Below are 22,941 nucleotides of genomic sequence, written 5' to 3' on the forward strand. Positions count from 1 at the left end.
CAACAGGCTGACTAGGGGGAGGGGTGGGCGCCGGGGGGCGCGTGCGGGTCGGCTTCACTCCTGCCAGATTGGTCTAGTCCACGGTCTAGACCTCTGTTTGGGTCTCGCGGCGGGTCGGGGTGCGCTACCCTCGAAGGGTGAGCAACGGTCTCCGGTGTATCAGTCTTCAGGCGTCAGGTGATCCCGCCGGAAGTGGGGTCCGGATCCATGCTTTTCGGGCGTTCGCCGGAATTCGTGACCGGGGACTGATATCCTGCCGGATAGTCGCTTCTGTCGCGCGCACTGTTTCCGGTCGCCTCGATTCTCGGGCCGTCCGTCGAATGTATCAGTAGGGCACTGTCAGAATTTCCCGTGTGGTCCCTGGTGTGGGTCCGGGAATGGGTGAGGGGAACGTCTTCGTGAACGTCGTAAAGCCTGGCTTGAAGGCCACTCAGTCCGCTGCCGGCATCTCACTGCGCGGGCACCAGGAGGAGGTGCTGGAGGCCATCGTGCGGGGCCTGACGCCCCGTCCGGGATACCAGGCGCCGAACGGGCTGCGGGTGACGGTGCAGATGGCCACCGGCTCCGGCAAGAGCTACGTCGGTGCGGCGGCCGGCCAGAAGCTCGTCCCGCGCGGGACGGTGCTGGTGGTCGTGCCCACGCTGGACCTCCTGGTGCAGATGGTCGGCGCCTGGCGGGCGGCCGGGCGCTCCGGGGACATGCACGCCATCTGCTCGCTGGTCGACTCGGAGCTGCCGTTCGGGGTGATGGCGAGCACCAGCCCGCTGATGATCGGCATGTGGCTGGCGAACGCCGCGAAGCACCGCCGGCCTATCACCCTGTTCGCCACCTACACGTCCGTGGGCGCGGTCGCCGACGCCTACGAGTACTGGGCCGAGCGCCAGGGCGAGCTGCTGCCCCCACTGGGCCTGATGGTCTGCGACGAGGCGCACCGCTCCTCCGGCAGTGTCGAGAAGACCTGGACCGTGGTCCACGACCAGGCCGCCATCCCCGCGGACAGGCGGCTCTACATGACGGCGACCCCGCGGATCTGGGCGCCGCCCAAGCGCCCCGTGAAGGGCCGCGAAGGCGCCTATCAGCCGCTGCCGGAGGAGCTGGCGGTGTCGATGGACGACCAGCGGATCTACGGCCCGCACGTGTACTCCCTGGGCCTGGCGGAGGCGATCGACAGGAGGTTGTTGGCCCCGTTCGAGATCGTGGTCCTGGAGCTGCGCGACCCGCTCGGCGACCGGGCCGCGGCCGAGGCGCAGGGCGTGCCGTGGGGGCCGGGGGTCGGCGAGGCCGAGGACGGGAGTGAGGACGAGGTGCCGGCCGCGCGGATCGCGGCGATCCAGGCCGGGTTGGTCAAGACCGTGGTGGAGCGGGACCTCCGACGCTGCATCACGTTCCACAGCCGCACGATCGAGGTGCGGTATTTCTCGGAGACGCTGAATCAGACGGTCGAGAAGCTGCATTTCGAGAATCCGCAGAAATACCCGCCGGAGTTCTGGGCGCAGTGGCTCTCCGGTGAACACGATGTCGACTACCGGAAGGAGCTCATCGGAGATTTCGGGAAGGGCGAGGAGGACGACGGACTCAGGTACCGGATTTTCAGTAACTGCAAGGTCCTGGGTGAGGGCGTTGATATGCCGAATGCAGATTCGGTGCTTCTCCAGGGCAGGGGCAGCATGGTGGATATCGTCCAGGCAATCGGACGGGCCCTACGCATGCAGCCCGGTGAGGGAAAGACTGCCAGCCTGATCGTACCGGTTTTCCTCAAGCCCGGAGAGGAGCCCGGGGACATCCTGGAGTCCGATTCCTACGGGCCCCTGGTCAAGATCCTGACCGCACTGCGCAGCCACGATGCCAAGGTGGTCGAGGCTCTCGCGGTGCCGCAGAAGTCCGGGAAGCGCACCAAGGGGCGCAGCGCCGAGGCTGCTTCTGGCCCTGGTGAGAGCATGGTTGGTGCGGGTGGTGGGTCGGGGGCGTTCACGCTGCCGGTGCGGTTCCAGACGCCGGTGGACGAGAACGTGCTCGCCCTTTTCATCGCCTCCAGGGTCCTGGTCGGCGAGACGCAGCTGTGGCGCGAGGGGATCGGTCACGCACGGAAATGGTTCGAGGAGACCGGCGGCCTCGACGTCCCCTATTCCGCGATGGTCGGGGAGAACAGGAATTACCCGCTTGGAAAGTGGCTGTCGGACCGGCGCGGGGAGAATGCGGCCGGAGAACTGGCGTCATACCGGGTGGAGATGCTGGACGCGCTCGGCATGATCTGGTCCGTGTCGGACGCGCGGTTCGAGGCCGGTCTCGACTGGGCGCGGGTGTGGGCGAAGGGCCACGGCGGGTCGTTGGCGGCGCCGGCGCGGGCGTCGGTCGGCGGCTACGCGATCGGCACCTGGTTGTCGGAGCTGCGGGCCGCGGCGCAGGTGCCGGCGGGCGAGCAGGGGGCGCTGGCGCCGGAGCGGCGGCGGGCGCTGGAGGAGATCGACCCGTGGTGGTGCCCGGTGTGGCCGGTCACCTGGCAGCGTGCCTACGCGACCGCCCGGCTGTGGTGGCTGGACACCGACGGCCTGGTCGACTGGCCGCGGTTGCCGCTGGACACGGTGTACGAGGGCGAGCAGCTCGGCCGCTGGGTCCAGGCGCAGCGGGCTGGCTGGCCCGACCTGGAGGAGGACCGACGCGACCTGCTGACGGCGATCGGCATCGAGGCCGACCCGGAGCTGGCGGCCGCGAAGGCCGCCGCCGAGGCGAAGCCCAAAGCTTCGCGGGCGGACCGGTTCCAAGTGCACCTGGCTGCCCTGGCGGAGTTCGTCCGGGAGCACGGGCACGCCCGCCCAGCCCGTACCTACAAGAGCCCCGACGGCTTGTCTTTGGGCGCATGGGCGAACAACACCAAAGCTAGGCGGGCTAAGCTCACGGCGGAGCAGCTCGGACAGCTTGCTGCCCTCGGTGTCGAGTGGGCAGTTTAGGACGCATGGCGGGTGGTCACGTGCTCAGTCCTCAGCTGATTGGTTCAGCAGACGCCTGGGCCTCCGAGCTTTCGGTCTCGTCGTCAATCAAGCCGTAGGGGGGGCGGTCCTCGCTGCGGCTGTAGCGAACCACGACGTGATTCTCCACTGAAGGCGGGGGGCTGTTGTCGGCCACGATGAGCTGCGCGCTGGATCCGCGGTCGGCGAGCCAGGTGCTGAGGTGCTGGTAGAAGTCCCCGATGCTGACAGCGTCGGCGATCACCGCGTCGAGCTTGCCTCCGTGGCCGAGGTTCTTCTGCGGACTGTCGATCATGAGGAAACCCGGGTGGGCTGCGCCGCTCTCGACGGCAATCTCGAATACGGCTAGTTGCCAGGCCAACGTCAGGAGGGTTCGCGCCCCGGATGATGCCTCGTGATAGGACTCGCCGCGGACGAAAGGGGTGAGGTCCTCACCAATACGCGGCAAGCTGATCTTGGGGTACTGCCACGCCCTGAGCAGTTCCCCATAGCGAGCGCTAACACGGCCAATGACCAAGTCACGATCGCGGGTGGCGTCGCCGAGAGCGCGCAGTTCTTCCCGGAGCATCGTGAGCTGTCCTTCCAGCCGGCTCACGGCGGCAGTGCGCTTGGCGATGCCTTCCTGGAGCTTGGCGGTGCTGCGGGACTGCTCCAGGCGGTGCAGTGCGTGTTCGCGCTGGCGATGCAGGTCGTCGCGGGCCGTGAGGTATGTGGACACTGCCGGGGCTGTGGCTTCATCGAGGGCAGCTGCGGTCTGTTCTTCCTGCAGGCGTGCATCTTCGGCCTGCAGCTTCAGGCCCGCGAGGGAGGAGTCGAGGTCCTCGATGTAGGCGGTGATCTCCTTGAGGCGGGCCTTGGTTGAACGAATCTCTGCTGCGACGTCGAGCTGGCCTTCCTGCCGCGCGCTGAGCTGGGCTGCGTCGCCCAGTGTCAGTTCGCCGTCGGCTAGGCGCAGCTCGTGGTGGCAGAAGCTGCAGTGGCCGGCCACTGCAGCCGGCGGGGTTGGCAGTTGGCTCAGGCAGGCTGGGCAGGTGGTGACGCGCAGGGGGTCGAACAGTTGCTTGGCCTGGTCGAGCATGCCGAGTTTGAGGAGGTCGTCTGCGTACTGGGCGCGCAACGGCATCATGCGGGCAAGCTGGGTTTCGCGGTCGCGCACCACCGCGGCAGCACGGCGGGCTTCCTTCGCGGCCTCTTGGTGGTTGCGGCGCAGCCGGGCGGCGAAGTCGGTGGCGGCGCGGGCTTGCTGGTCGATCTGGGTCAACTGGATGGCAATGTCTGCCAGCTCCTGCTCGACGGGATTGCTGGCCGCCGGGCTGTTCTCGAGGGCGCTGGGGTCCTGTTCAGCGACGAAGGTGCGGGCAGCGGACAGATCGCTCTTGGCCTGGTTGAAGCGGGACTCGAGGGCCTGGATGCGGTTGCCGAGTTCGACGGCGCGGTCGTCATGGACCCCGAAGACGACGTCGACGACCTGGCGCAGCTTGTGCTTGCGCATGCGGTCGTTCTCGAAGAGGAAGTTCTTGTCGGCGACGCGTTCGTTGGGCAGGAAGGCGAGCCACATGAGGTCGCGGAAGCTGAGCGGGTCGGTGCGGGACTCGCTTTGGGTGGGAGCTTCTCGAAGTTGGACGCCCTCGAGGTTGCAGTGGCTCAGGAGCAGGGCGGAGAGGCTCTCCGGGGAGCCCGGAGGGTCCAGGCGCCTGGGTTCCGTGGGAGCTGGCCCAGGGGGGTCGATGGTCCCGCGCCGGATGTATGCGATCTTGGAGGGTTCTCCGACTGATCGCTCGATGACGTGCGGCTCGCCGGAGAGTTCGACTTCCAGGAGGCAGGAGCGGACCTTGCGGAGGACTTCCTGGTGTCTGGGGTGACGCTTGGCGCCGAGGCCATAGGCGATGAACTCCAGCACAGCGGTCTTTCCGGAGCTGAAGGCGCCAGCCACCACCGCGAGGTTCCGGACCCGGCCGTCAACGGTGAAGTCGACGTCGTAGGTCCGGTCGATGCCGGCAAGGCGCAACCGGCGGACTCGGATGCCCTGCGTGGTCTGCACGGCGTTCACTCTCCCCGGGGGGTGTCGAAGTCGAAGGAGGGTTCCGGCCCTGCGCCGAGGACGCCCAGGAGGGCTGCCGCAGGACCGTTGTGCCCCGCCGGGCGCAGCCACTGCACAGTTTGTTCGCGTAGGGCTTTGTCGCTGAGCCTGCGTAGGCGACGGACGACGATCCCGGCTGCGGTGCTGAACGCGGTCGCGTAGGTGGCGGTGAAGCGGGTGCTCAGGGTGCGCCCTGCGTCGGTGATCGCGTAGCCGAGGGCCTTCTCGTGGTTGCTGACCTGGCAGCAGCCGTAGGCGACCAGCAGGGACAGGTCGTGCTGGATGCGCTCGCGGCGGCTGGTGAACCGCTGGGAGGAGGAGGCGTAGGCCAGGACTTGGGGGTCGAAGCCGGCGAGGCGCAGTCTCCCGGCATCGCGGTCGTCGGACGGTACGACGAGAAACGGGTTGGCCGAGAGGAAGTCGTAGTACCCGATGCGCTCCAGGCTGGCGCCGTGCAGTTCGTGGTCGGCTACGGCGTCGAGGAGCAGGAGAAGCTGTGCGAGTCGGAACTGGACCTCGTCCTCCGGCATGATGACCGGCCGGTGGGTTTGCATGGACTCGCTCCTCTCGTGTGTGCGGGTGCTGGCCGGGTGTCAGGCGTTCTGTTGGGCGGCGATGTCACGCCAGTGTTTGACCCAGCCGGCCTTGCGATTGTCTACGAGGCGGTGGACCAGGCCCCAGGCGTGGACGACCTCCAGGCGCAGGACCTTGGGAAGGCGTTCGTGCTCGCTGCGCACTTCGCGCCAGACTCTGCCGTGGAGGGCGGGGAGGGTTCCCTCGGTGGTGCAGTCGTTGAACTGCATCTCCCACAGGCCGTGCAGGGTTGCGTCGGCGGAGCTGAGGGCGGCGATCTCGGCGGGGACCGCCTTGTGAGCGATCTCGCGGGCGACGAGGTCGGCGTTGAAGAACTGGCGCTTCGCGGAGTCGAGCTCGACATGGCCGGCCTCGGCCATTTGCCGAACGAAGAGCGCGGAGTCGAGCGCGGCCGCCTCTTCCTCCTCGACTTCCAGCACGAGCCGTAGCTGCTCCTGCTGCGGTGCGGGGGTGAAGGGCTCGTAGTACGCGCGGCGGACCTGGTCCCCTTCGGGGGTGTGAAGGGCCACCCTCAGCGCGGTCTCGTCCCACAGTTCGATGACGAGCTCATGAGCCTTCTCTTGCTGCTTCTTCCAGCGATCCCACCACTTCGTGGTGGGCCCATCCATGCTGGAGGGGATGCACAGCACCCATATTTCCACCGTGTGTCCCTGCGCCTTTGCCGCCTTGAGGACGGATGCGAACGATTCCCGGATCGTCCGTTGATGGCCAGCCGCAGTGACCGGGAAGAAGTATTTGGACTGCCACACTGCGATCGCGCCGCCCAGGTTGCCGGCGAAGGCGTCGACTCCCCAGTCCCCAGGGTTGGCGGCGATCATGCGGACGCCGGGCTTGGTGGCAGCGGCCAGCTCGGCGATCATCGTCTCGAAGTCTTCGCGCGCGCCGCCCGCGCCGCCGGTCCGCAGCTGGTGAGTCGCGAAGCTGATCGGCGGAACGCCGGCTGCAACGGCTACCGCGTGCCCTGTCACGGTCACCCCCACGGTCAGACGACACTCGACTGGCTGCTGACCCGACGGTGTCCAACGCACGACGCACAGTAAAGGCCGTGATCGTATCGTTCGGGATTCAACCGATCAAGAGGTTCACCAGCCGGCTGGTGCCGCGCTGCACGGTGGCATCAGGCTGGCACATCGGTTCGGGGTTGGGAAGTGTCCTGGCGATCATGGGCGGAGCCAGATGACGAGTGCGGCTGCGGTGACGGTGCCGAGGTAGTCGTAGCCGCACTTGTGGAATTTGGTCGCGACCGCGCGGAAGGTCTTCAGCTTGTTGGTTCGCCCGTTCGACGGCGTTGCGTTTCTTGTCGAATCCCGGCAGCCGACCACCCGCCCGGCCGCTGGCCCGTTCGTCGGTCCGAACGGCAGCTTCGACGCCCAGGTACCGCATCTCGTCCCCGGACGTTATCGAAACGTGCGAAGCAGTCCGGTACCTGCTGAAGACGAGCTTGGGTGGGGTCGTGGTCGGCGAGGACGGGAATTGGACTGATGCGTGGTTTCGCGGTCCTTCGGGTGCTGTGGAGTGCATGCGGTGGCCGGAGGCCGCCGCCGACGTGAAGTTCGAGCAGTGCCCTGTGCTGCAGTCGTTCCCTGTTCGCCGCGGCAAGCGGCTGGCGCCGGGATGGTGGTGGTCTTCGACGACAGGCCGACACGTTGCGTTCGGGTCGGCGGCGATGCGACTGCACGTGATGCTCCTTGACCGCGACAGAAGAGTCAGCGGACTGGCCGGCCGTCCTGTCGAGCTTCGGTGGCGGGACGAACGACAGGACCATTCGCATCTGCCGCAGTTGATGGTCCGCCTGGGTGATGGCACCGGGGTGCTGGCCGATTGCTCCTCCAGGCCTCAGCTCTCGGCCCGGCAGCGGGAGGTCTCTGCCGTGGTCGGGCAGCTTTGCCGGTCGGTGGGGTGGCAGTACTGGGTACTGGGCCCGGTGGATCTGGTCTACCAGCGCAATGTGACCTGGCTGGCCGGGTACCGGCACCCCCGGTATGGCGGCGGACGGGAGCTGGCCAGGGCGGTGCGGGAGGCGTTCGCCCGGCGGCGGCCCCTGTGGGAGGGGGTGGCCGAGGTCGGGGATCCGATCTCGGTGATGCCGGCGGTGTTCCACGCCCTGTGGTCGGGGAGCCTGTCTGCCGACCTGCGGGTGCCAATGCACGAACGGATGCCGGTGTGGACGGAGAGCGCGTGAGCGGGGCGCAGCGGGGGCCGGTGGTGGTGTTGGGCTGCCGGGTGCGGTTCGAGCGGCGGGTGTGGACGGTGGCGGCCGTGGGCGGGGGTGGGGTGCGGCTGATGGCCGAGGAGGGCGGCGAGGTGGTGGCTGTTTTGCTGTCGTTGCTGTTCGCGGACCCTGCCTTCGAGGTCCTGGACGGGCCTGGGGTGCCGCGGCTGTTGCCGTGGGGGTTGTGGGAGGCGCTGCCTGCCGCGGTGCGGGAGCGTGCGCTGGCCTGGGAGCGGCATGTCCGTGAGGTGGAGACCGGTCGGCCCGGCCGTGAGGGGGACGGCGGTGCTGCGCGGAGTGAGTACGACCCGGCTTCGAGGACGCTGGCGCAGCGGGAGGCGGCGAAGGCGGCGGAGCTGACGGCGTCGGGGGTGGCGGCGAGTGCGGTGACGGTGCGGCGGATGCGGGCGCGATACCGGGATGGGGGGTTGTGGGGGCTGGTGGACGGGCGGGCGGTGCGGTCGCGGTCGGTGCTGGGGCGTGCGGACGAGCGGCTGGTGGGTGCGGTGGTGGAGGTGCTGGAGGAGAACCGGGGTCGCTCGCGCGGGACGTTGGGGCGGCTTCGGGTCTATACGGAGCGGCTGCTGGTGCAGCGGTTCGGGGAGGGCGTGGTGCCGGTGCCGTCGGTGTCCACGTTCAACCGGCTCCTCCACGCTCTCGGCGACGGGACCGGGTTGGTGGGATCGCGCCGGCAACACCGGTGGCGGTCGGCGCGGCCCACTCCCCCGTTCACACCCACTGTGGTGATGGCGCCGGGCGAGCTAGTGATGATGGACAGCACCCTGCTGGACGTCTTCACTGTCCTGGACAACGGGGTGGAGGAGCGGGCCGAGCTGACCATCGCGCTGGACGTGGCGACCCGCAGCATCTGCGCGGCCGTCCTGCGCCCGAAGGGGACACGCAGCGTCGATGCGGCCGTCCTGCTCGCCCAGATGCTGGTCCCCGCTGCCCTGCGGCCGCACTGGCCCGAGGCCTCCTCGATGGAGCAGTCGGTCATCCCGTACGAACGGCTGGTGAGCGCGGACGAGCGGTTGAAGGGAGCCGCGGCCCGGCCGGTCATCACGCCACGGACCGTCGTGGTCGACCAGGACAACGTGTTCGTCTCGGCTTCGTTCGTGGCCGCGTGCGAGTCGCTCGGCATCACGATGCAGCCCACACCGCCAGCGAACGGTCCCGCGAAGGGGCACGTGGAGCGGGCCTTCGGATCGATCGGCACGCTGTTCTCCCAGTACGTGGCTGGCTACACCGGATCCGATGTCACCCGGCGGGGGCAGGGCCCGGAGGGCGAGGCGGTGTGGACGCTGCGCCAGCTGGACGAGCTCTTGCAGGAGTGGATCGTCTGTGGCTGGCAGGTGCGCGAGCACGACGGGTTGCGGCACCCGATGATGCCGCGGACCGCGTTGTCCCCGAACGAGATGTGGGCCGCGCTGGTGGCCGTCTGCGGGCACGTTCCGGTGCCGCTCGGGCAGGATGACTACATCGAGCTGATGCCGCTGGTTCGGCAGAAGATCAACGACTACGGCATCCGCATCGACTACCGCACCTATGACCACAGGGTGCTCAACCCCTATCGGGAGCAGCGCTCGACGGCCGCCGACGGGTTGTGGGAGATCCATTACAACCCGCACTCCCCCGGCCAGGTGTGGGTGCGGCTGCCGAAAGCGGATGTGCCGCGGGGCTACGAGTGGGTGACGGTCCCGTGGATCCACCACTCTCTGGTGCGGGCTCCGTTCACCGATTTCACTTGGCAGTACGTCAGAGGCACTGTCGCCCGGCGTGGTGACAGGGTGCAGCACGAGCACGACTTGGCGCTCGCCCTGCGGGAGTTGTTGGAGCGCACGGGGGCTGGGCTGGGCAGCCCGCGCGAGCGGATCGTCGCCGCCCGGGCCGGGGCGGCAAGCGCTGCGGGTGCGGGTTCGGCCGTGGCCTGTGGAGGGGCGGACAGGTCGCTGGAGGAGCCGGGCGTCGGTGTGCGGTTGCCGTGGGAGGTGGGTTTGTCTCGTCCTGGCGACGGCGGGGTGGACGGTGTGCTCTACGAGAGCGGTAACCCCTTCGACGATGAGGACGAAGCGGACGCCCAGGGGGAGGACGTACGGGATGCGGTGCTGTCGGCCGGCGCTGCGGTCACAGGCTCGCGGGAGGACGAAGAGGGCGAGCCGTGGCAGCCGGTGGGAGCGATGAAGGTCTACGACCCATTGAAGGAGGCGATGCGCTGGTGAAGGGCTTGCGTGGGGGCGGGGATGGGTCGGCGACGTTCGCCGCGGCGACCACGTGGCAGGGCTGGGACCGCTTCGTGCACAGGCCGCCGGCGCAGGCCGGGGAGATCGGTGACGACGCTTGGGGCCAGGCCGAGCGGGAGGCCTACCATTCGGAGCTGGCGGTGATGCTCACCCCGGCGATGGAACGGGTCTTCACCCAGGTCCGGCGGCTGCTGCTGGTGAACCGCTGCCAGCAGGCGGGCGCGCGGCGAGGACTGATCGTCTCCGGGCCGGCCACGACCGGCAAGACCACCACCTTGATGGCCCTCGGCCGTTCCTTCCAGCTCTCCGACGCACGCCAGCATCCGGGCCGGACCGGGCGCAGGCCTGTGCTGTTCATCAGCGTGCCGCCGGCGGCCACTCCGAAGATGCTGGTCAGCGAGTTCGCCCGGTTCCTGGGCATGCCGTTGTCCGAGCGGCTCAACCAGACGGACATTACCAACGCGGTGTGCGACACCCTGTGCGAGCTGGGAACGCAGTTGGTGCTGATCGACGATGTCCATTTGCTCGACACCCGGCGGCGTTCCGGTGCTGAGACCTCCGACCAGCTCAAGTACCTCGGCGAGCGCATCCCGGCGACGTTCGTGTACTCCGCCGTCGACATCGAGACCTCTCCCCTGCTGACCGGGGTTCGGGGCGCTCAGATCGCCGGCCGGTTCAAGATCTTCCGTAACCGTCCGCTCGCGTACGGGACGGCCGCGGATCAGCAGACCTGGCATGCCCTGCTGCAAGGCATGGAAGACCTGCTGCGGCTGCGCGCCCACAGACCGGGCACTCTCGTCCGGCACGCCGCCTACCTCCACACCCGCACCGGTGGACGGATCGGCAGCCTGTCCCAACTGGTGCGGGAAGCCGCCTTGATCGCTCTCACCGAAGGCACCGAGAAGATCACCAAGAAGCTGCTCGACGAAGTCGAGCTCGACGCCACCGCCGAGGCCGACGCACGGCCAAGGCGACGTCCCATGACGTGAACCGGCCGCCTCCTTCCCGCGTCGGCGGGCGGAAGGCGCGGCGGCGCTGTGCGCAGGGTCCCGGGCGGCGGGGAGTATCGGGTTGCGGGGCGGGCCCGTGACAACAGGTAGCCGGGCAGGGGCTGGTGGGAGCTTGCGATGTGAGGTTGTTGAGGGGGTAGCAGGAGATGGGCCGTGCACGGCGGAGCAGTGGAGTCGCCAAGCCTCTGGGGCCGGGCGGCGTGGTGCGGGTCGCACCACTGCACAGGGAGATGACGCTGTCGTTCGTGGGCCGGGTCGCGGCCCGGTACCACGTGGACACGCGAAGCCTGCTGGCCGCGCTGGTCGAGGTCGATCGCCTGCAGAACCTGCTCGGATCGGTTCGGCCGGACAGCGAGGTCTACCTGAACGCCGCCGCGCGCGCCCGGCTCTCCGTACTCAGCCAGATTCCGGAGGAAAGCCTGCGTCGGGCCCTGCCCGCTTGGGCGCAGGAGGAGCCACGCCCCTTGTATGCCCCTGGCCCGACGGCGATGCTGACGGCGGGTGTCGACAAGGTCGTGGGGTGGGGCCCTGCCTGCCCGGGCTGCGTCGCGGTCCGGACAGGCCGCCGCGATGGCGCCCGGGTGTACCTGGCCCCGCACCGGCAGGTCTGCGGCCGGCACCGGTACTGGTCGATGGCCGTGCCGGGCACCGGCGGTCTTCTGGTGGGCCTGGCCTCGCAGCCCGAAGTTGTCTTGGCGCAGCGCCGCCATCAACGGCTACTGCGCGGCTCCCCCATCGGCCAGGAGGCATTCGAGACCGCGCGGGCGGTCACGGCCTGGTGGTGGAGCCTGGGGTGGCCCGAGGAGACGCTGTGGCCGGCACGGCTGGAGGCGACCCGGCCAGCCGAGGAAGCGGCAGGCAGGTGGCGGGTGCTGGCCCGGGATCTGGTCGCCTATCCGGAGACGGTCACGGTCGCCGCCGTGCTGGCCGACCCAGGGGTACGGCGGCGTCTGATCGCCGACGCAGGCGGCCACCTGCCCTATCGCCTTGGCAACCTCCCCTCACTCATCGGCGAACTCACCGAACGCCTCGGTCGGCCCTGGATCGCGGACCGCCTCTCCCCCCTCACGCTCGGCCCACTGTTCACCTGGGCGCACAAGGCCTCGACCGGGGAAGCCGGATACGGGGCGGCACCCCTGAAACTGGGACTGTGGGAGGTCCACTCCGGCCACCGCCCTCGCCATCTGGCAGAAGACCTCGCCGACCACGACCGCCGGGCCCGCGGCGGGAACACCGAAGGACAGTCCGCAAGCAAGCATCGACGTGGCCACAGCCGCAAAGGCGACCGCTCCTTCACCACCGGCCTGGCCCACGCCCGCGACTACGCAGCCGCCAACGGGCATCTGGCCACCCGCAAGGACACCGTCCAGGACGGGTTCCCCCTGGGCGATTGGATGTCCAACCAGCGTTCCCATCACCTTGGCATGCCGCTGTGGCGCAGCACGGCCCTGCACGCACTCGACCCATGGTGGAACGCCCCGTGGCCCACCCAGTGGCAGCGCACCTGGCACCGGGCCAAAACCCACACCCAGGCCCACGGACCGCTCGACGCGGCGGCCGGCTTTCCCGGCACCGACATCAGCCTCGGCGAATGGCTCCACTTGCAGTGCACCCGCTACCCGCAGTTGCATCCCGAACAGCGGAGGTTGCTGGGCGAGTTGGGCATCGACAGCGTGGCGGCGGCCATCGCCCGACCCCGGCGTCACAACATCCGGGCCGCAGCCGAGGAAGCCCTCGCCCATGCCCGCGCCTGGGCGGCCGAACACGGCTCCCTCGCCGAGGTCCACACCTCCACCGTCCACGACGGATACCCGCTCGGCAGGTGGCTCGTCGGCCAGCGGGGCCGGGCAGGCCTCGGGAAGATATCGGCCGAGCGCGCCGAGGCGCTCGCCGCGATCGACCCCTGGTGGCGACCACCCTGGCACCTGAGGTGGCAACGCGACTACCACCACGCACGCCGGCAGGCTCACCTCGTGGGCGGTAGCGACCCGTCGGTGTACTGGTCGGTCATGAGCGAGTCCGCGCGGGCCTGGCTGAAGGCGCAGCAGCGGCTGTGGAAGGAGCTCCATCCCAGCCAGCAGCACCTCCTCGCAGGCATTGGTATCACTGCGGCGGGTGTCCTCCCCGGCGTCGCACTGCCCGTCCCGGTCGTCCCTGTTCCCGTCATCGGGCCACCTACCGCCCTTGATCGCGCAGCGCACCCCGAGAAACTCGGCGACGCACGGGCCCGGCGCGATCATGCACTCACCCATGCCCGCCGGTGGGCCACGGAGCACGATCATCTCGCCGTCCCCAGTGACCACCTCACCGACAGCGGTTTCCCTCTCGGCCGCTGGCTCGCCGAACAACGCCGCCGCGCCAAGACCCGCTCTCGCCACGGCGCTCCGCCCCCGGCCCACGCTCAGGTTCTCGCTGACCTCGACCCGTGGTGGAACCCTCCCTGGGACATGCAGTGGCAGCGCAGCTACTACCGTGCCCGCGATCACGTCCATGCCTGCCTGCCCTGGGACCCCGCCCGCCGCATCCTCGTAGCCCAAGGCAGCGCCTTGGGCTACTGGGTCAAAAGCCAGCGCGGCGTCTACGACCAGCTCCACCCCGGCCAGCGAGAACTCCTCACCGCCATCGGCATCACCGAAGGCACAAAACGGCGACGCCCGACAGACAGCCCGGAAAAGAGGTGATCCAGCCACCGACCTACCAACGACCAGCGAACCTGACCAACACCCAAACCACCTGACCAGCAGACCCCGAACCAGCAAACCCACAGCTCAGCGACCAGATCAGCCCGGCAGACAAACACCACACCCAACACCACCCCGGGACCACGCCCCAGACCCAAACTGATCAGCCCAGGTCACACCCCCACACTCTGATCAGAAAAAACACCCCCGGACAGCAGCTCGCCGAGCACGGCGTGGAGTGGGCGTAGCACCATGCGAAGACGGCGTCGGCCGATCCCGCGAGGGTGCGGGGTCGGCCGACGCCGCCGGACGTCAGTGGTAGTCGTTCGGGTAGAACGGCCCAGAGCGGATGAATTGGCCCGTGGTCGAGTTGATCTGGTCGACCCACTGGCTGATGAAGTTGTCCACTCCCTGCTGGGCTGCGATGACACGGTCGGGGGCAAGGTCAGCGTCGAGCAGGCCGGAGATCTCCAGGGGGTGCGAGAGGTGCGAATCGCTCTCAAGGCCGAACTCGCGGGTAAGCCAGTAGGAGGCCAGTGGGCGGTAGGCGCCGCGGGTTCCGGTGACCCGCAAGTACGGCTTCTCGATCGCCTTGTCGCTGTCCTGCTGAACGATGAGGCGCAGGTACTCGAACCGCTCCCATGCCTCGGTATAGGCGGTGCCGCTGATGACCAGATGGTCGGTGAGAATGGGTTTCAGGTGGTGGTGGAGGCGGGACGCCGAGTCGTGGAGGCCCATGGTGGTCTGCGGGCCGAGGAGTACTGCGGCCGACTTCTCGGCGTTGATGGGCCGGAATTGCTTAGCTCGGGGGACGGTGAGCAGGCGGGCAACCAGCGGCCAGCGTTCGGCGGCCACGGCGGCGACGCCGGCGCTGTAGAGCAGCATGGTGGCGGGTGCGCGATGGAGGTCGTTGAGCGCCACCGATCCGGTCTGCGGTTGGATATCGGCGAGGCGCTCAATGTCGCGGAACCAGTACCGGTCGGTGGCGTCGGTGCCCCAGTAGGCGGTGACGGCGACCAGGGCAAGGAGCGTCTCGGTCGTGGACTCCCACTGCGTCAGCCGACGCTGGTGCTCATCTTCCACGTCCATCGCCGGGACGTCCGAACTTTCCGAGCGCAGCGAGTGGTTGGTGATGCGGGCGGTTTCGCGACGTAGGGCGTCGTGGAGGTTGATGGCGGGGCGGTCGCCGCCGAGTTCGCGCTTGGCGGTGGCCACGGCGATGGCGATGCTGTTGGGATTGCGGCGGTTGGTTTCGCTGAGGACGGTGACGGCGTCGGCGGTCTGGCCGAGAAAGCTGTCGGCGTCGGCCTTGATGTAGGTGGCCTGGCGCTGGTTGAGGACGGCGGTGGCGATGGTGGACAGAGGGAAGGGGTCGGCCCAGTAGGTGGCGAAGCGGCGCGTGGCGCAGCGTTTGAGGGCGTCGCACAGGGCGGGGTCGTAGGTGGCGGACCAGCCGGCGATGATGAGGCCGTACTCGTCGAAGACCTGGTCGAGGAAGCGGTTCACTTCCGGCTCGTACTCGCGGAGTTCCTCGGGAGTGTTGCGCATGCTGGCGGGGTCGAGGTAGTCGCCGTGGAGGTGGACGACCACACCCTGGCGCTGGGCGTGCAGAGGGAGCATCCCTGCCAGATCGGAGGGCTTGCTGATGACGGTCGGGTTGAGGCCGACATCGCGCAGCGCGTGCTCGATCAGGTGGTCGAAGTTCAGGGTGATGATCACCCTGATGTGTCCGGAGGCGACCAGCCGGGCGAGGGCACGGTGCGCGTCGGTGGGCCGCTTGAGGCCCTGCTCCCGCTCGGCCTCGTCGGGCTCGAAGTAGGAGCGCAGCAGGGCCTGGCGTTCGCTCTGGGTCTTGGCCAAGCCGGCCAGGAGTGCGTCGTAGGCAGGCAGCTGGCCAAAGCGGGTCTCGTACCACTCGAAGGGACCGTCGTCGGTCTCGGGGACCTCGGCACCTTCGACGGCGGCGAGCTGGAGGATCAGGTCGTTCTGGACACCCCAGGCAGAGAGCATGCCGGAAGGCGCCGGCGCCGAGTAGTACCGCGTACCCACCGGGTACGGCCTTCAGGCCGAAGGCGAGGTTCGCATGAGGTTCCGTCAGCCGGTCTTCCACAGCACGCCTCCTGGGCACGCAAAGATCGAGACAACCGGTCCTGGCTGCCTCCCATCCCCACTTTACGTCAAAGTGACGAAAAGTGGGAAGAGATATCCACACCGCCGACTGATGCCGATTTCTCTCCTCCGGCATAAGTCGGCCTCAGACCCGTACGGGAACCCGCTCGGCGAGACGTACTCCGAAGCCAACGTCCTTCGCGGCCTTCTCCAGGTGCTTCTTCATCGGATCGCCGACGAGGAACTTGCTGACCGCGGTACCCGCGAGGTAGAGGCAGACGGGGATCCACACCCGGTTCGCGTCGACGGAGACCTTGCCCGTCGCATACAGGGCACGCTGCTCGCCGTGGTCTCGTTGCACGAACGCCTCGCCGGTCTGCAGGGATGCGTGCGAGTGGGACGACAGGTAGCGGTAGACCGGGTAGAGATTCTTGAGGCTGCGCGCCTCGACAAGGTTGGAGACGTTGGTGGCCTGGCCCAGGAGCGTCCGGTGGCGCCGCTCGACCGCCAAGTCGGGGAAGTTGAAGACCGGTTTGTCCCCGATCTTGATTTCGTCGGGGATCTCCCAGCCGATCCGCGCCATGTCCTCGATCAGCTTCTTACGCCGCCCCCACTCGGCGGCCTCCAAAGCCCACATACCCTCGGTCTTGTGCTCGGCGAGCCATTCCATGAAGTGGGCGTGCTCGATGAGGCTGCGCATCAGGCCAGCCGCCTCGACCGTGAATCCGGAGTCGTAGGAGCGCATCAGCACGTCCGCTTGCCGGTTCACGAACACCCACCAGCCGAGCAACTGGTGGGCATAGCCCACATCCTCCAGGAGTACCGCCGGTCCGGAGGCCGCCACCTCTGCGGCTTCGTCGATGAGGAGCTTGGTGATCTTGCGGGAGCGCTTGACGCAGGCGGGATTATCGCCGAACTGGTATGCCACCCACGGAGCCTATGGCGCTCCCCCGCGCAGGACCCACCGAATATCGCGGTCGCCGCAGTCAGGTGCGGCTGGCCGGGGACGGGCAGGGTGGCCGGACTAGGCTGGCGGGCCCGATGGTCACACGCTTCTCTTCACTGTGCGGGGTTCGGGGTCGAGTGGACACGACCGACCGTACGGCGCGGTGGGGAAGCCCCTGCTGGGCCTGGTAGCGCGCCGTTTCACCGCCGCGGGTGCCCGATGGGGCCGGGGCGACGTGTCGCGAGCGCAACGGGGCGGCCGGGGCGCGCAGGGTGTCGGCAATGTCTGAGCGTCGTAGTCGTGCACGGGTCCTTGCTCTGCCCGTCGATCTGCTGATGCTGAGGGCGGTACCGGAGGGTATCCCGGCGTGGCCGGTGCCGGCTCCTGCGGGGTCCGGTACGGCACCGCCGTGGATGGGCGGCGCCGTCGGGACCGGGGAGAGCTGGGAGGGCGTCCCGGTGGCTGCTGGGGGCTGCTGTGCGGTCGTGCGCAGCCGGGAGGCGCGTGAGGGTGGGGACGTGATCGTGTGGTCGCGGCACGCCCCGGGGTGTCCGGTGTGGTCGGTCCGCTGAGCGGGTGGGGTCAGCCCAGCCACTCGCTGGTGTCGCCGAGGTCGTCGCCCTGGTCGTCGCCGTCGTCGCGTGCCTGGTCCTGGTCCTGGTCGAGCTCGGCGCGCAGCAGAGCGGTGATCCGGTCGGCGACGTGGGCCGGGGCCTGGACGGTGCGCTGCTGGGGGCCGTGCGGATCGGCGACGTTCAGCCGGCTGTCGCGGGTGGTGTCGGGGTGGCGGTCCGCTCGGTGAAGTCGTCCAGGGCGTCCGCGAGGTCAGCGGCGGCGGTGCTGTCGCTGCTCATCGGGCCAGCGTAGAAGTGTGGGTCGGCGGCTGCGGTGAGCTCGGCGTGGGCGTGGCGCAGGCGGCGCAGGCGGCGGGACTGCCTCTCAAGGGTGCCTGTCACCCCTTCCGGGCGACTGTTGCGCCCGCCTCTTGCAGCGTGACCTGCAGGCCGTCGGGCTGGCGCGGCCACCTGACTGCCGAGTCCCGACCGCAGGTTGGTGGGGCACCGTCTCGCTCGGATAGTGGTGGAGGCACCGACCGGGCATCGGTGGTGTCTGAAGCGGGGCAAGTGTGTTGGCCTAGGCGTCGGCGAGCACAGGCTGCACGGTCGAGCCGTTGCGTTCCTTGCGGATGTGCAGTTGGGTGGGGATGCGGTCGCTGAGGTCTCCGACGTGGCTGACCACGCCCACTGCGCGGTCACCTGCGCGAAGTTGGTCGAGGACGTCCATGACGTCCGTGAGGCTCTGTTCGTCCAGGCTGCCGAAGCCCTCGTCGACGAACAGCACGCCTAGGGGGCGTCCGCCTGCTTCTCCGGTGACGATGTCGGCCAGGCCGAGTGCGAGGGCCAGGGAGGTGGTGAAGGTCTCTCCTCCGGAGAGGGTGGAGGTCTCGCGTTCCAGTCCGGTCCAGTTGTCGAGGATGCGCAGGCTCAGACCTGCCTTGGCGCGGCCCTTTCCAGGGTCCTTGTCCTGGCTGTAGACCAGCAGGAAGCGTTCGGAGGTCATGTTCAGCAGGCGGGTGTTGGCCGCGGCAGCGATCTCCTTGAGGCGGCTGGCGAGGACGTATGCCTCGAGTTCCATGCTGAGGGTGTTGGCGGTGCTGCGGCCGTTGGCGACCTCGGCCAGGCGGTCGGCCAGGGCATGGTCGGCACGCAGGCGCTCCAACGTCTCTACGGCGGGGGCTAGTTCGCCCGTCAGGCTGCGGAGTTCGGTGGCGCGGGTGTGAGCCTCATAGGTGCTCTTGGTGGCGGCCTTGACGGCTGTCTCCGCCGCTGTCACTGCCGCCTGTGCCGCGGCTGGGTCGGCGGGGGGCAGTTGGGAGGCATCGACGAGTTCCGGGGTGGTCAGGAGGTCAGCGACAGCGGCGCCGTCCTTGTCCCACTGGTCGAGTTCCATCTGCCATTGCTGGATGGTGGGGGCAGGTTGGAGGGCGTCGGTGGCCTCTTCGAGGGTGGGGAACCCGGCCTTGGCGGCGCTGTCGTGGGCTGTCGCGGTGGCGTCGGTGTAGCGGGTGGCCGCCGCCGTGGTGCGCCGGGCGTGCTCGATGACGTCGGCGACACGGTCCCTGTCTTCGGTCAGCGCAGTGATCCGGTGTTCCAGTGTGGGGGCGTCGGCGCGGGCTCCGTCGAGTTCGCGAATGATCTGCTGCTGTTCCTGGCGCAGTGTCGCGGCCCGGCTCTGGGATTCGGTGACCTGTTGCTGGGCCCTGGTGCGCTGCTGGTCCTGCCGGTCATGTTCGGCTTGCAGATCTTCCAGGTTCTGCTGGGCCTCGACGAGTTCGGCGGCCTCATGCTGGACCGTGGTGTGCACGGTGTGTGCTTGCTCCAGCCGTGTGCGCAGCTGGGTGACGGGTTCACTGCCGGCGGCGCCCATCGCCTGGGCATGCCGGGTGGCGAGGTCGGTGCGGGCCTGGTCGGCGGCTTCTTGGAGCTTCTGGGCCTTCTCGTAGGCTTGGGCGGCCTTCTCCTCGTCCGCGCGGGTCGGCTGCTGTGCGGAGGGCTGCGCGGGGCGGGGGTGTTCGGGGGACCCGCACACCGTGCACGGCTGACCGTCTTGCAGGTCGCGGGCCAGTTCGGCCGCCATGCCGTTCAGCCGCTGCTCGCGCAGGTCCAGCCACGTCTTCTGAGCGGCTCGAGCCTGGACGTCGCGCTTGTCTGCGGCCTTGGTCGCCTTTTCAAGTTCGGTGGCCAGTGCATCGCGGGTCTCAGCCATCTCCAGCTGCTGCGCGAGTGCGTTCTCCTCTTTCGCCAGCTGGGGTACCCGTTCGGCGGCGCTGCGCAGCGCGGTGATGCGGTCGGTGGCGGTGGCGCGGGACTCGGGCCAGCTGTCGAGCCAGTTCTGGGCGTCGTCCAGTTCCTCCTGGGCGAGATTTTCCTTCTCTTCCAGCGTGGCGAGTTGGTGGGCGAGTTTGGTGTGGCGCTCTTCGCGGGGACGCAGCGCTTCGAGGCGCCCGAGGGTGGTGTGCAGCTCTTGGTGGGCTTGTTCCAGCTCGGGGGTGGTCGCGTTCGTGTGGGCGGTGTCCAGGAGTCTGCGACGTTCACTTTCGGTTTCCTGGGCGGCGGTGAGCTGGCTGGCTCCGGCCCGTACGGCGGCCAGCAACGGGCGCAGGTGTTCGGCGCTGTGGGCGTGTTCCAGGCGGGTACGCAGTTGCTGGTTGTGTGCGCGGTTCTGGTCCAGGGTGGTACGGCGGGTGACGGCCTCGCTGTGGCGCTGCTGGCGGCCGGCGAGGTCGTCGGCAGCGGCGAGGGCTGCCTTGGCTGCCTTGTGGGCCTGGTCGGTCGATGCCTCGGCGGCCCGGGCGGTGTCGTGGGCGGCCGAGGCGCGGGTGAGGAGGTCGTGTGCCCAGGGCAGCAGGTTGGTGCCGTTGGGTGCGCTGGGTGGCGGTGTCGCCTCGGAGAGCTGGGGTCCTGCCGCCTGTTCGATGCGGCCGCCGAGCCGGTCGATGGTTGCCTGTGCCTGCTGGAGGTCGTTTCTGAGGGTGTTCCTCTGGGTGGCCAGCCAGGTCTGCAGGTCCTGGAACCTGTGGGTGGTGAACAGGTGGCTCAGCAGTGCGCGTCGGTCGCCTGCGCTGGCGTGCAGGAACTTGGCGAAGTCACCCTGCGGGAGCAGGACTACCTGGCAGAACTGCTCTTTGGTCAGGCCGAGGAGTGTAGTGATCTGGGTGCTGGCTTCCTGGACGTGGGCGCTGACCGGCTCCCAGCCGGTACTGCCGTCCGGGCGGGTGATTCGTTCGTGCAGCTGTGCGGTGGCTTGGGCGGTGGCGGTGCCGTCCTTGGCGCGGGTGCTGCGGTAGTTCTGCACCGGGGTTCGGGCGATCTTGAAGCGGCGACTGGAGACGCTGAACTGCAGTTCCACGCGGGTTCGCAGGGTGTCAGGGGCGTGGTCGCTGCGCAGTCTGGTGGTGGGCCGGTGGCCGGGGACCGAGCCGTACAGGGCGAAGCACACCGCGTCGAGCACGCTGGTCTTGCCGGCGCCGGTGACGCCTTTGAGGAGGAAGACGCCTGCGCTGAACAGCTGGTCGAAGTCGACGTTCTCGGTGCGGGCGAACGGTCCGAATGCGGTGACGGTCATGGTGTGCAGGCGCATCAGAGTGTCTCCCCCTGGGCGGTGACGCGGACGTGTTCGATGCCGCGGCGCAGCAGGTCCCGTTCGGGTTCGGTGGCGTCGGTGTGGGTGACGTGATGCAGGAAGTCCAGGGCGATCTCGTGGTCGGTGAGGCTTTCCATGCGTTCGCGCGAGGGCAGGTCGTCGGCGGAGGGGCCGGTGGCGGCATGGGTGAGCTTGAGGACGTGCGGGAAGCGCTGGCGCAGGCGCTCCATGGCCATGTGGGGGCGGCTGGTGTCGGTCAGGGTGACGTGGAGCCAGGCTTGTTCGAGGTCGGCGTGCTTGTCCTGCGTCAGGAGGTCTTCCAGATCGCCCTGGAGGCGGGCGAGGCGGTAGGGCTCGGGGCAGGGGATGGTGCGGGCGGTCACGGCGCCGTCGCCGTTCAGGTCGACGAGCCACATGCTCTTGGGATGCCCGGCCTCGGTGAACGAGTAGGGCAGCGGCGATCCGCTGTAGCGGATGCGGTCGCTGATCTGCTGGCTGCGGTGCAGGTGGCCGAGGGCCACGTAGTCCACTCCGTCGAACAGGGCTGCGGAGACGTTCGCGACGCCGCCGACGGTGATGTCGCGCTCGCTGGCGCTGGGCTCCGCGCCGGTGACGAAGGCATGGGCCAGGACGACCGCGCGGGTACCCGGCCGGGTGGCGAGGTCTTCTCGGACCCGGTCCATCGCTGTGCCCAGGACTGCCTGGTGGCTGGTGGCGGGGGCGTCGAGGCTCTCTCGTACCAGGGCGGGCTCGAGGTAGGGCAGACCGTAGAAGGCGACGTGGCCGTACTCGTCCTGGAGCAGTACGGGGCGGGCCACGTCGTGGGGGTCGGTGCGCAGGTGGATGCCGGCGTGTTCGATCAGTCGGGAGTTCACGCCGAGTCGGCGGGGCGAGTCGTGGTTCCCGCTGATCATGACGAGGGGGATCTTCAGCTCGGCAAGTTGCGTGAGGACCCTCTGGAACAGGTCGATGGCCTCCAGCGGAGGGATCGCCCGGTCGTAGATGTCGCCTGCGACGGCTACGACGTCCACATGTTCGTGTCGTACCACGTCGATCAGGTTCTCGATGAAGAGGCGCTGGGCTGCGAGGAGGGGTTCGCGGTGGAAGGAGCGGCCCAGGTGCCAGTCCGAGGTGTGCAGGATCCTCATGGGCTGCGACCGTAGCGCCTACTCACCAGTCACACGAACTGACGTTCATGTCAGAGTAATTCGGCGCAGAAGTTCGATAAAAGGCGTCAACTTCTGTCATTTTCGGGCTGGTTTGGATCATGCGGCATCCGGGGCGGACAATGCGGGTGGGGCGGACGTTCTAGGATGTTGTGCTCTGACACCACTCCCCCTGCGGGCAGTTGGTGGTGTGATGGGTCGCGAGGACCCGCGGCCGGGCGAGCGAAGTGGAGCGGGACGAGCGCAGTGCACCTGGACAGCTTCAGTGTGAGCGGCTTCCGCTCGCTCACCGACGTGGCGGACATTCCCGTGAGCCGGCCGACCATCCTGGCGGGGCACAACGACGGCGGCAAGAGCGCTGTGCTCGATGCGCTCGCGTTCCTGGTGGGCGAGCACGTTCTCACCGACGACGACCGCACCTACCAGAGCGTCGGCAGCGACGGCGAGCAGGCCTCGCCGCCTGTGCGCTGCGAGAGCACCAGTGTGACCGGCCGTTTCACTCTGGACGAGTGGGAGCAGGAGCAGTTCGACCTTCCGGCGCAGGTCGAGGTGCGTCGGCACGCGTCGGTCGACCAGTCGGCCAGGCTCGAGATTTGGGGCGCCCAGCCCGACGACGAGCGCCTCCACTCGCTGGAACAGCTCCTGGTCCCCGCTCTGAGTGGACGTTAAGTCCGTTTCTGGTAGCGGCCTCGTCCGGGTTGGGTGAGGAAGCCTTGGCGAGTGAGGCGTCCGAGGCGGCTGCGGGTGATGTTGACGGACGCCTCGTCGGTGGGCATGCCGAGGAGTTCGTGCAG

General features: G+C 68.8%; 14 protein-coding genes and 1 pseudogene. 7 read left to right on the forward strand and 8 right to left on the reverse strand.

What is annotated here, in order from left to right; all coding sequences use genetic code 11:
• Positions 1-398: 398 nt before the first annotated feature.
• A complete protein-coding gene (locus PUR56_RS10925) occupies positions 399-2,948 on the forward strand; it encodes a DEAD/DEAH box helicase (protein ID WP_329948735.1) in 2,550 nt (849 codons plus the stop codon).
• A gap of 31 nt (positions 2,949-2,979) precedes the next feature.
• Here PUR56_RS10925 and PUR56_RS10930 read toward each other — a convergent pair whose 3' ends face one another.
• The 4 genes and pseudogenes from PUR56_RS10930 to PUR56_RS10945 form a co-directional block, all read right to left on the reverse strand.
• Entirely contained in the window at positions 2,980-5,007 is a 2,028-nt protein-coding gene (locus tag PUR56_RS10930) for a DNA recombination protein RecN (protein WP_329948736.1), read from the reverse strand.
• A gap of 5 nt (positions 5,008-5,012) precedes the next feature.
• Positions 5,013-5,600, reverse strand: a complete 588-nt coding sequence (locus tag PUR56_RS10935) for an ABC-three component system middle component 2 (RefSeq protein WP_329948737.1) — start codon at positions 5,598-5,600, stop codon at positions 5,013-5,015.
• A gap of 39 nt (positions 5,601-5,639) precedes the next feature.
• Positions 5,640-6,620 (reverse strand): serine/threonine protein kinase, encoded by a 981-nt coding sequence (locus PUR56_RS10940; protein ID WP_329948738.1) that lies wholly within the window; start codon positions 6,618-6,620, stop codon positions 5,640-5,642.
• Between the two features lie 180 nt (positions 6,621-6,800).
• Positions 6,801-6,972 (reverse strand): annotated as a pseudogene (locus tag PUR56_RS10945) (IS5/IS1182 family transposase); the annotation flags it as partial.
• A 214-nt stretch (positions 6,973-7,186) separates the two neighbouring features.
• Between PUR56_RS10945 and PUR56_RS10950 the strand changes: the two are divergent.
• From PUR56_RS10950 to PUR56_RS10965, 4 genes are all read left to right on the forward strand, one after another.
• Positions 7,187-7,822, forward strand: coding sequence for a TnsA-like heteromeric transposase endonuclease subunit (locus tag PUR56_RS10950; RefSeq protein ID WP_329948739.1), 636 nt, complete (start codon positions 7,187-7,189; stop codon positions 7,820-7,822).
• On the forward strand, positions 7,819-10,071 hold the full coding sequence (locus PUR56_RS10955; protein ID WP_329948740.1) for a transposase: 2,253 nt from the start codon (positions 7,819-7,821) through the stop codon (positions 10,069-10,071). Before PUR56_RS10950 ends, PUR56_RS10955 begins: the two co-directional genes overlap by 4 nt.
• The gene (locus PUR56_RS10960; protein WP_329948741.1) at positions 10,068-11,081 is read left to right on the forward strand and encodes an ATP-binding protein; all 1,014 of its coding nucleotides are present in this window, start codon (positions 10,068-10,070) and stop codon (positions 11,079-11,081) included. The genes PUR56_RS10955 and PUR56_RS10960 overlap by 4 nt, the downstream gene beginning before the upstream one ends.
• 251 nt (positions 11,082-11,332) lie before the next feature.
• Positions 11,333-13,783 carry a helicase associated domain-containing protein gene (locus PUR56_RS10965; RefSeq protein WP_443034474.1) on the forward strand — a complete coding sequence of 817 codons (2,451 nt, stop codon included), beginning with the start codon at positions 11,333-11,335 and terminating at the stop codon, positions 13,781-13,783.
• A 312-nt stretch (positions 13,784-14,095) separates the two neighbouring features.
• Here the strand turns inward: PUR56_RS10965 and PUR56_RS10970 are convergent, their stop codons facing one another.
• Positions 14,096-15,793, reverse strand: a complete 1,698-nt coding sequence (locus PUR56_RS10970) for an SIR2 family protein (protein WP_329948743.1) — start codon at positions 15,791-15,793, stop codon at positions 14,096-14,098.
• Between the two features lie 244 nt (positions 15,794-16,037).
• Positions 16,038-16,820: a DUF5677 domain-containing protein gene (locus PUR56_RS10975; protein ID WP_329948744.1), complete on the reverse strand. Its 783-nt coding sequence runs from the start codon at positions 16,818-16,820 to the stop codon at positions 16,038-16,040.
• Positions 16,821-17,414: 594 nt separating this feature from the next.
• Here PUR56_RS10975 and PUR56_RS10980 point away from each other — a divergent pair.
• Positions 17,415-17,705 carry a hypothetical protein gene (locus PUR56_RS10980; RefSeq protein ID WP_329948745.1) on the forward strand — a complete coding sequence of 97 codons (291 nt, stop codon included), beginning with the start codon at positions 17,415-17,417 and terminating at the stop codon, positions 17,703-17,705.
• Between the two features lie 267 nt (positions 17,706-17,972).
• On the opposite strand, the gene PUR56_RS10985 is transcribed toward PUR56_RS10980, so the two are convergent.
• Positions 17,973-20,978 carry an SMC family ATPase gene (locus tag PUR56_RS10985; protein WP_329948746.1) on the reverse strand — a complete coding sequence of 1,002 codons (3,006 nt, stop codon included), beginning with the start codon at positions 20,976-20,978 and terminating at the stop codon, positions 17,973-17,975.
• Positions 20,978-22,129: an exonuclease SbcCD subunit D gene (locus tag PUR56_RS10990; RefSeq protein WP_329948747.1), complete on the reverse strand. Its 1,152-nt coding sequence runs from the start codon at positions 22,127-22,129 to the stop codon at positions 20,978-20,980. The genes PUR56_RS10985 and PUR56_RS10990 overlap by 1 nt, the downstream gene beginning before the upstream one ends.
• Positions 22,130-22,393: 264 nt before the next feature.
• Between PUR56_RS10990 and PUR56_RS10995 the strand changes: the two genes are divergently transcribed.
• Positions 22,394-22,816 carry a DUF2813 domain-containing protein gene (locus PUR56_RS10995; protein ID WP_329948748.1) on the forward strand — a complete coding sequence of 141 codons (423 nt, stop codon included), beginning with the start codon at positions 22,394-22,396 and terminating at the stop codon, positions 22,814-22,816.
• Positions 22,817-22,941 lie beyond the last annotated feature (125 nt).

This window comes from Streptomyces sp. BE303 (assembly GCF_036290945.1).
Taxonomy (GTDB): domain Bacteria; phylum Actinomycetota; class Actinomycetes; order Streptomycetales; family Streptomycetaceae; genus Kitasatospora.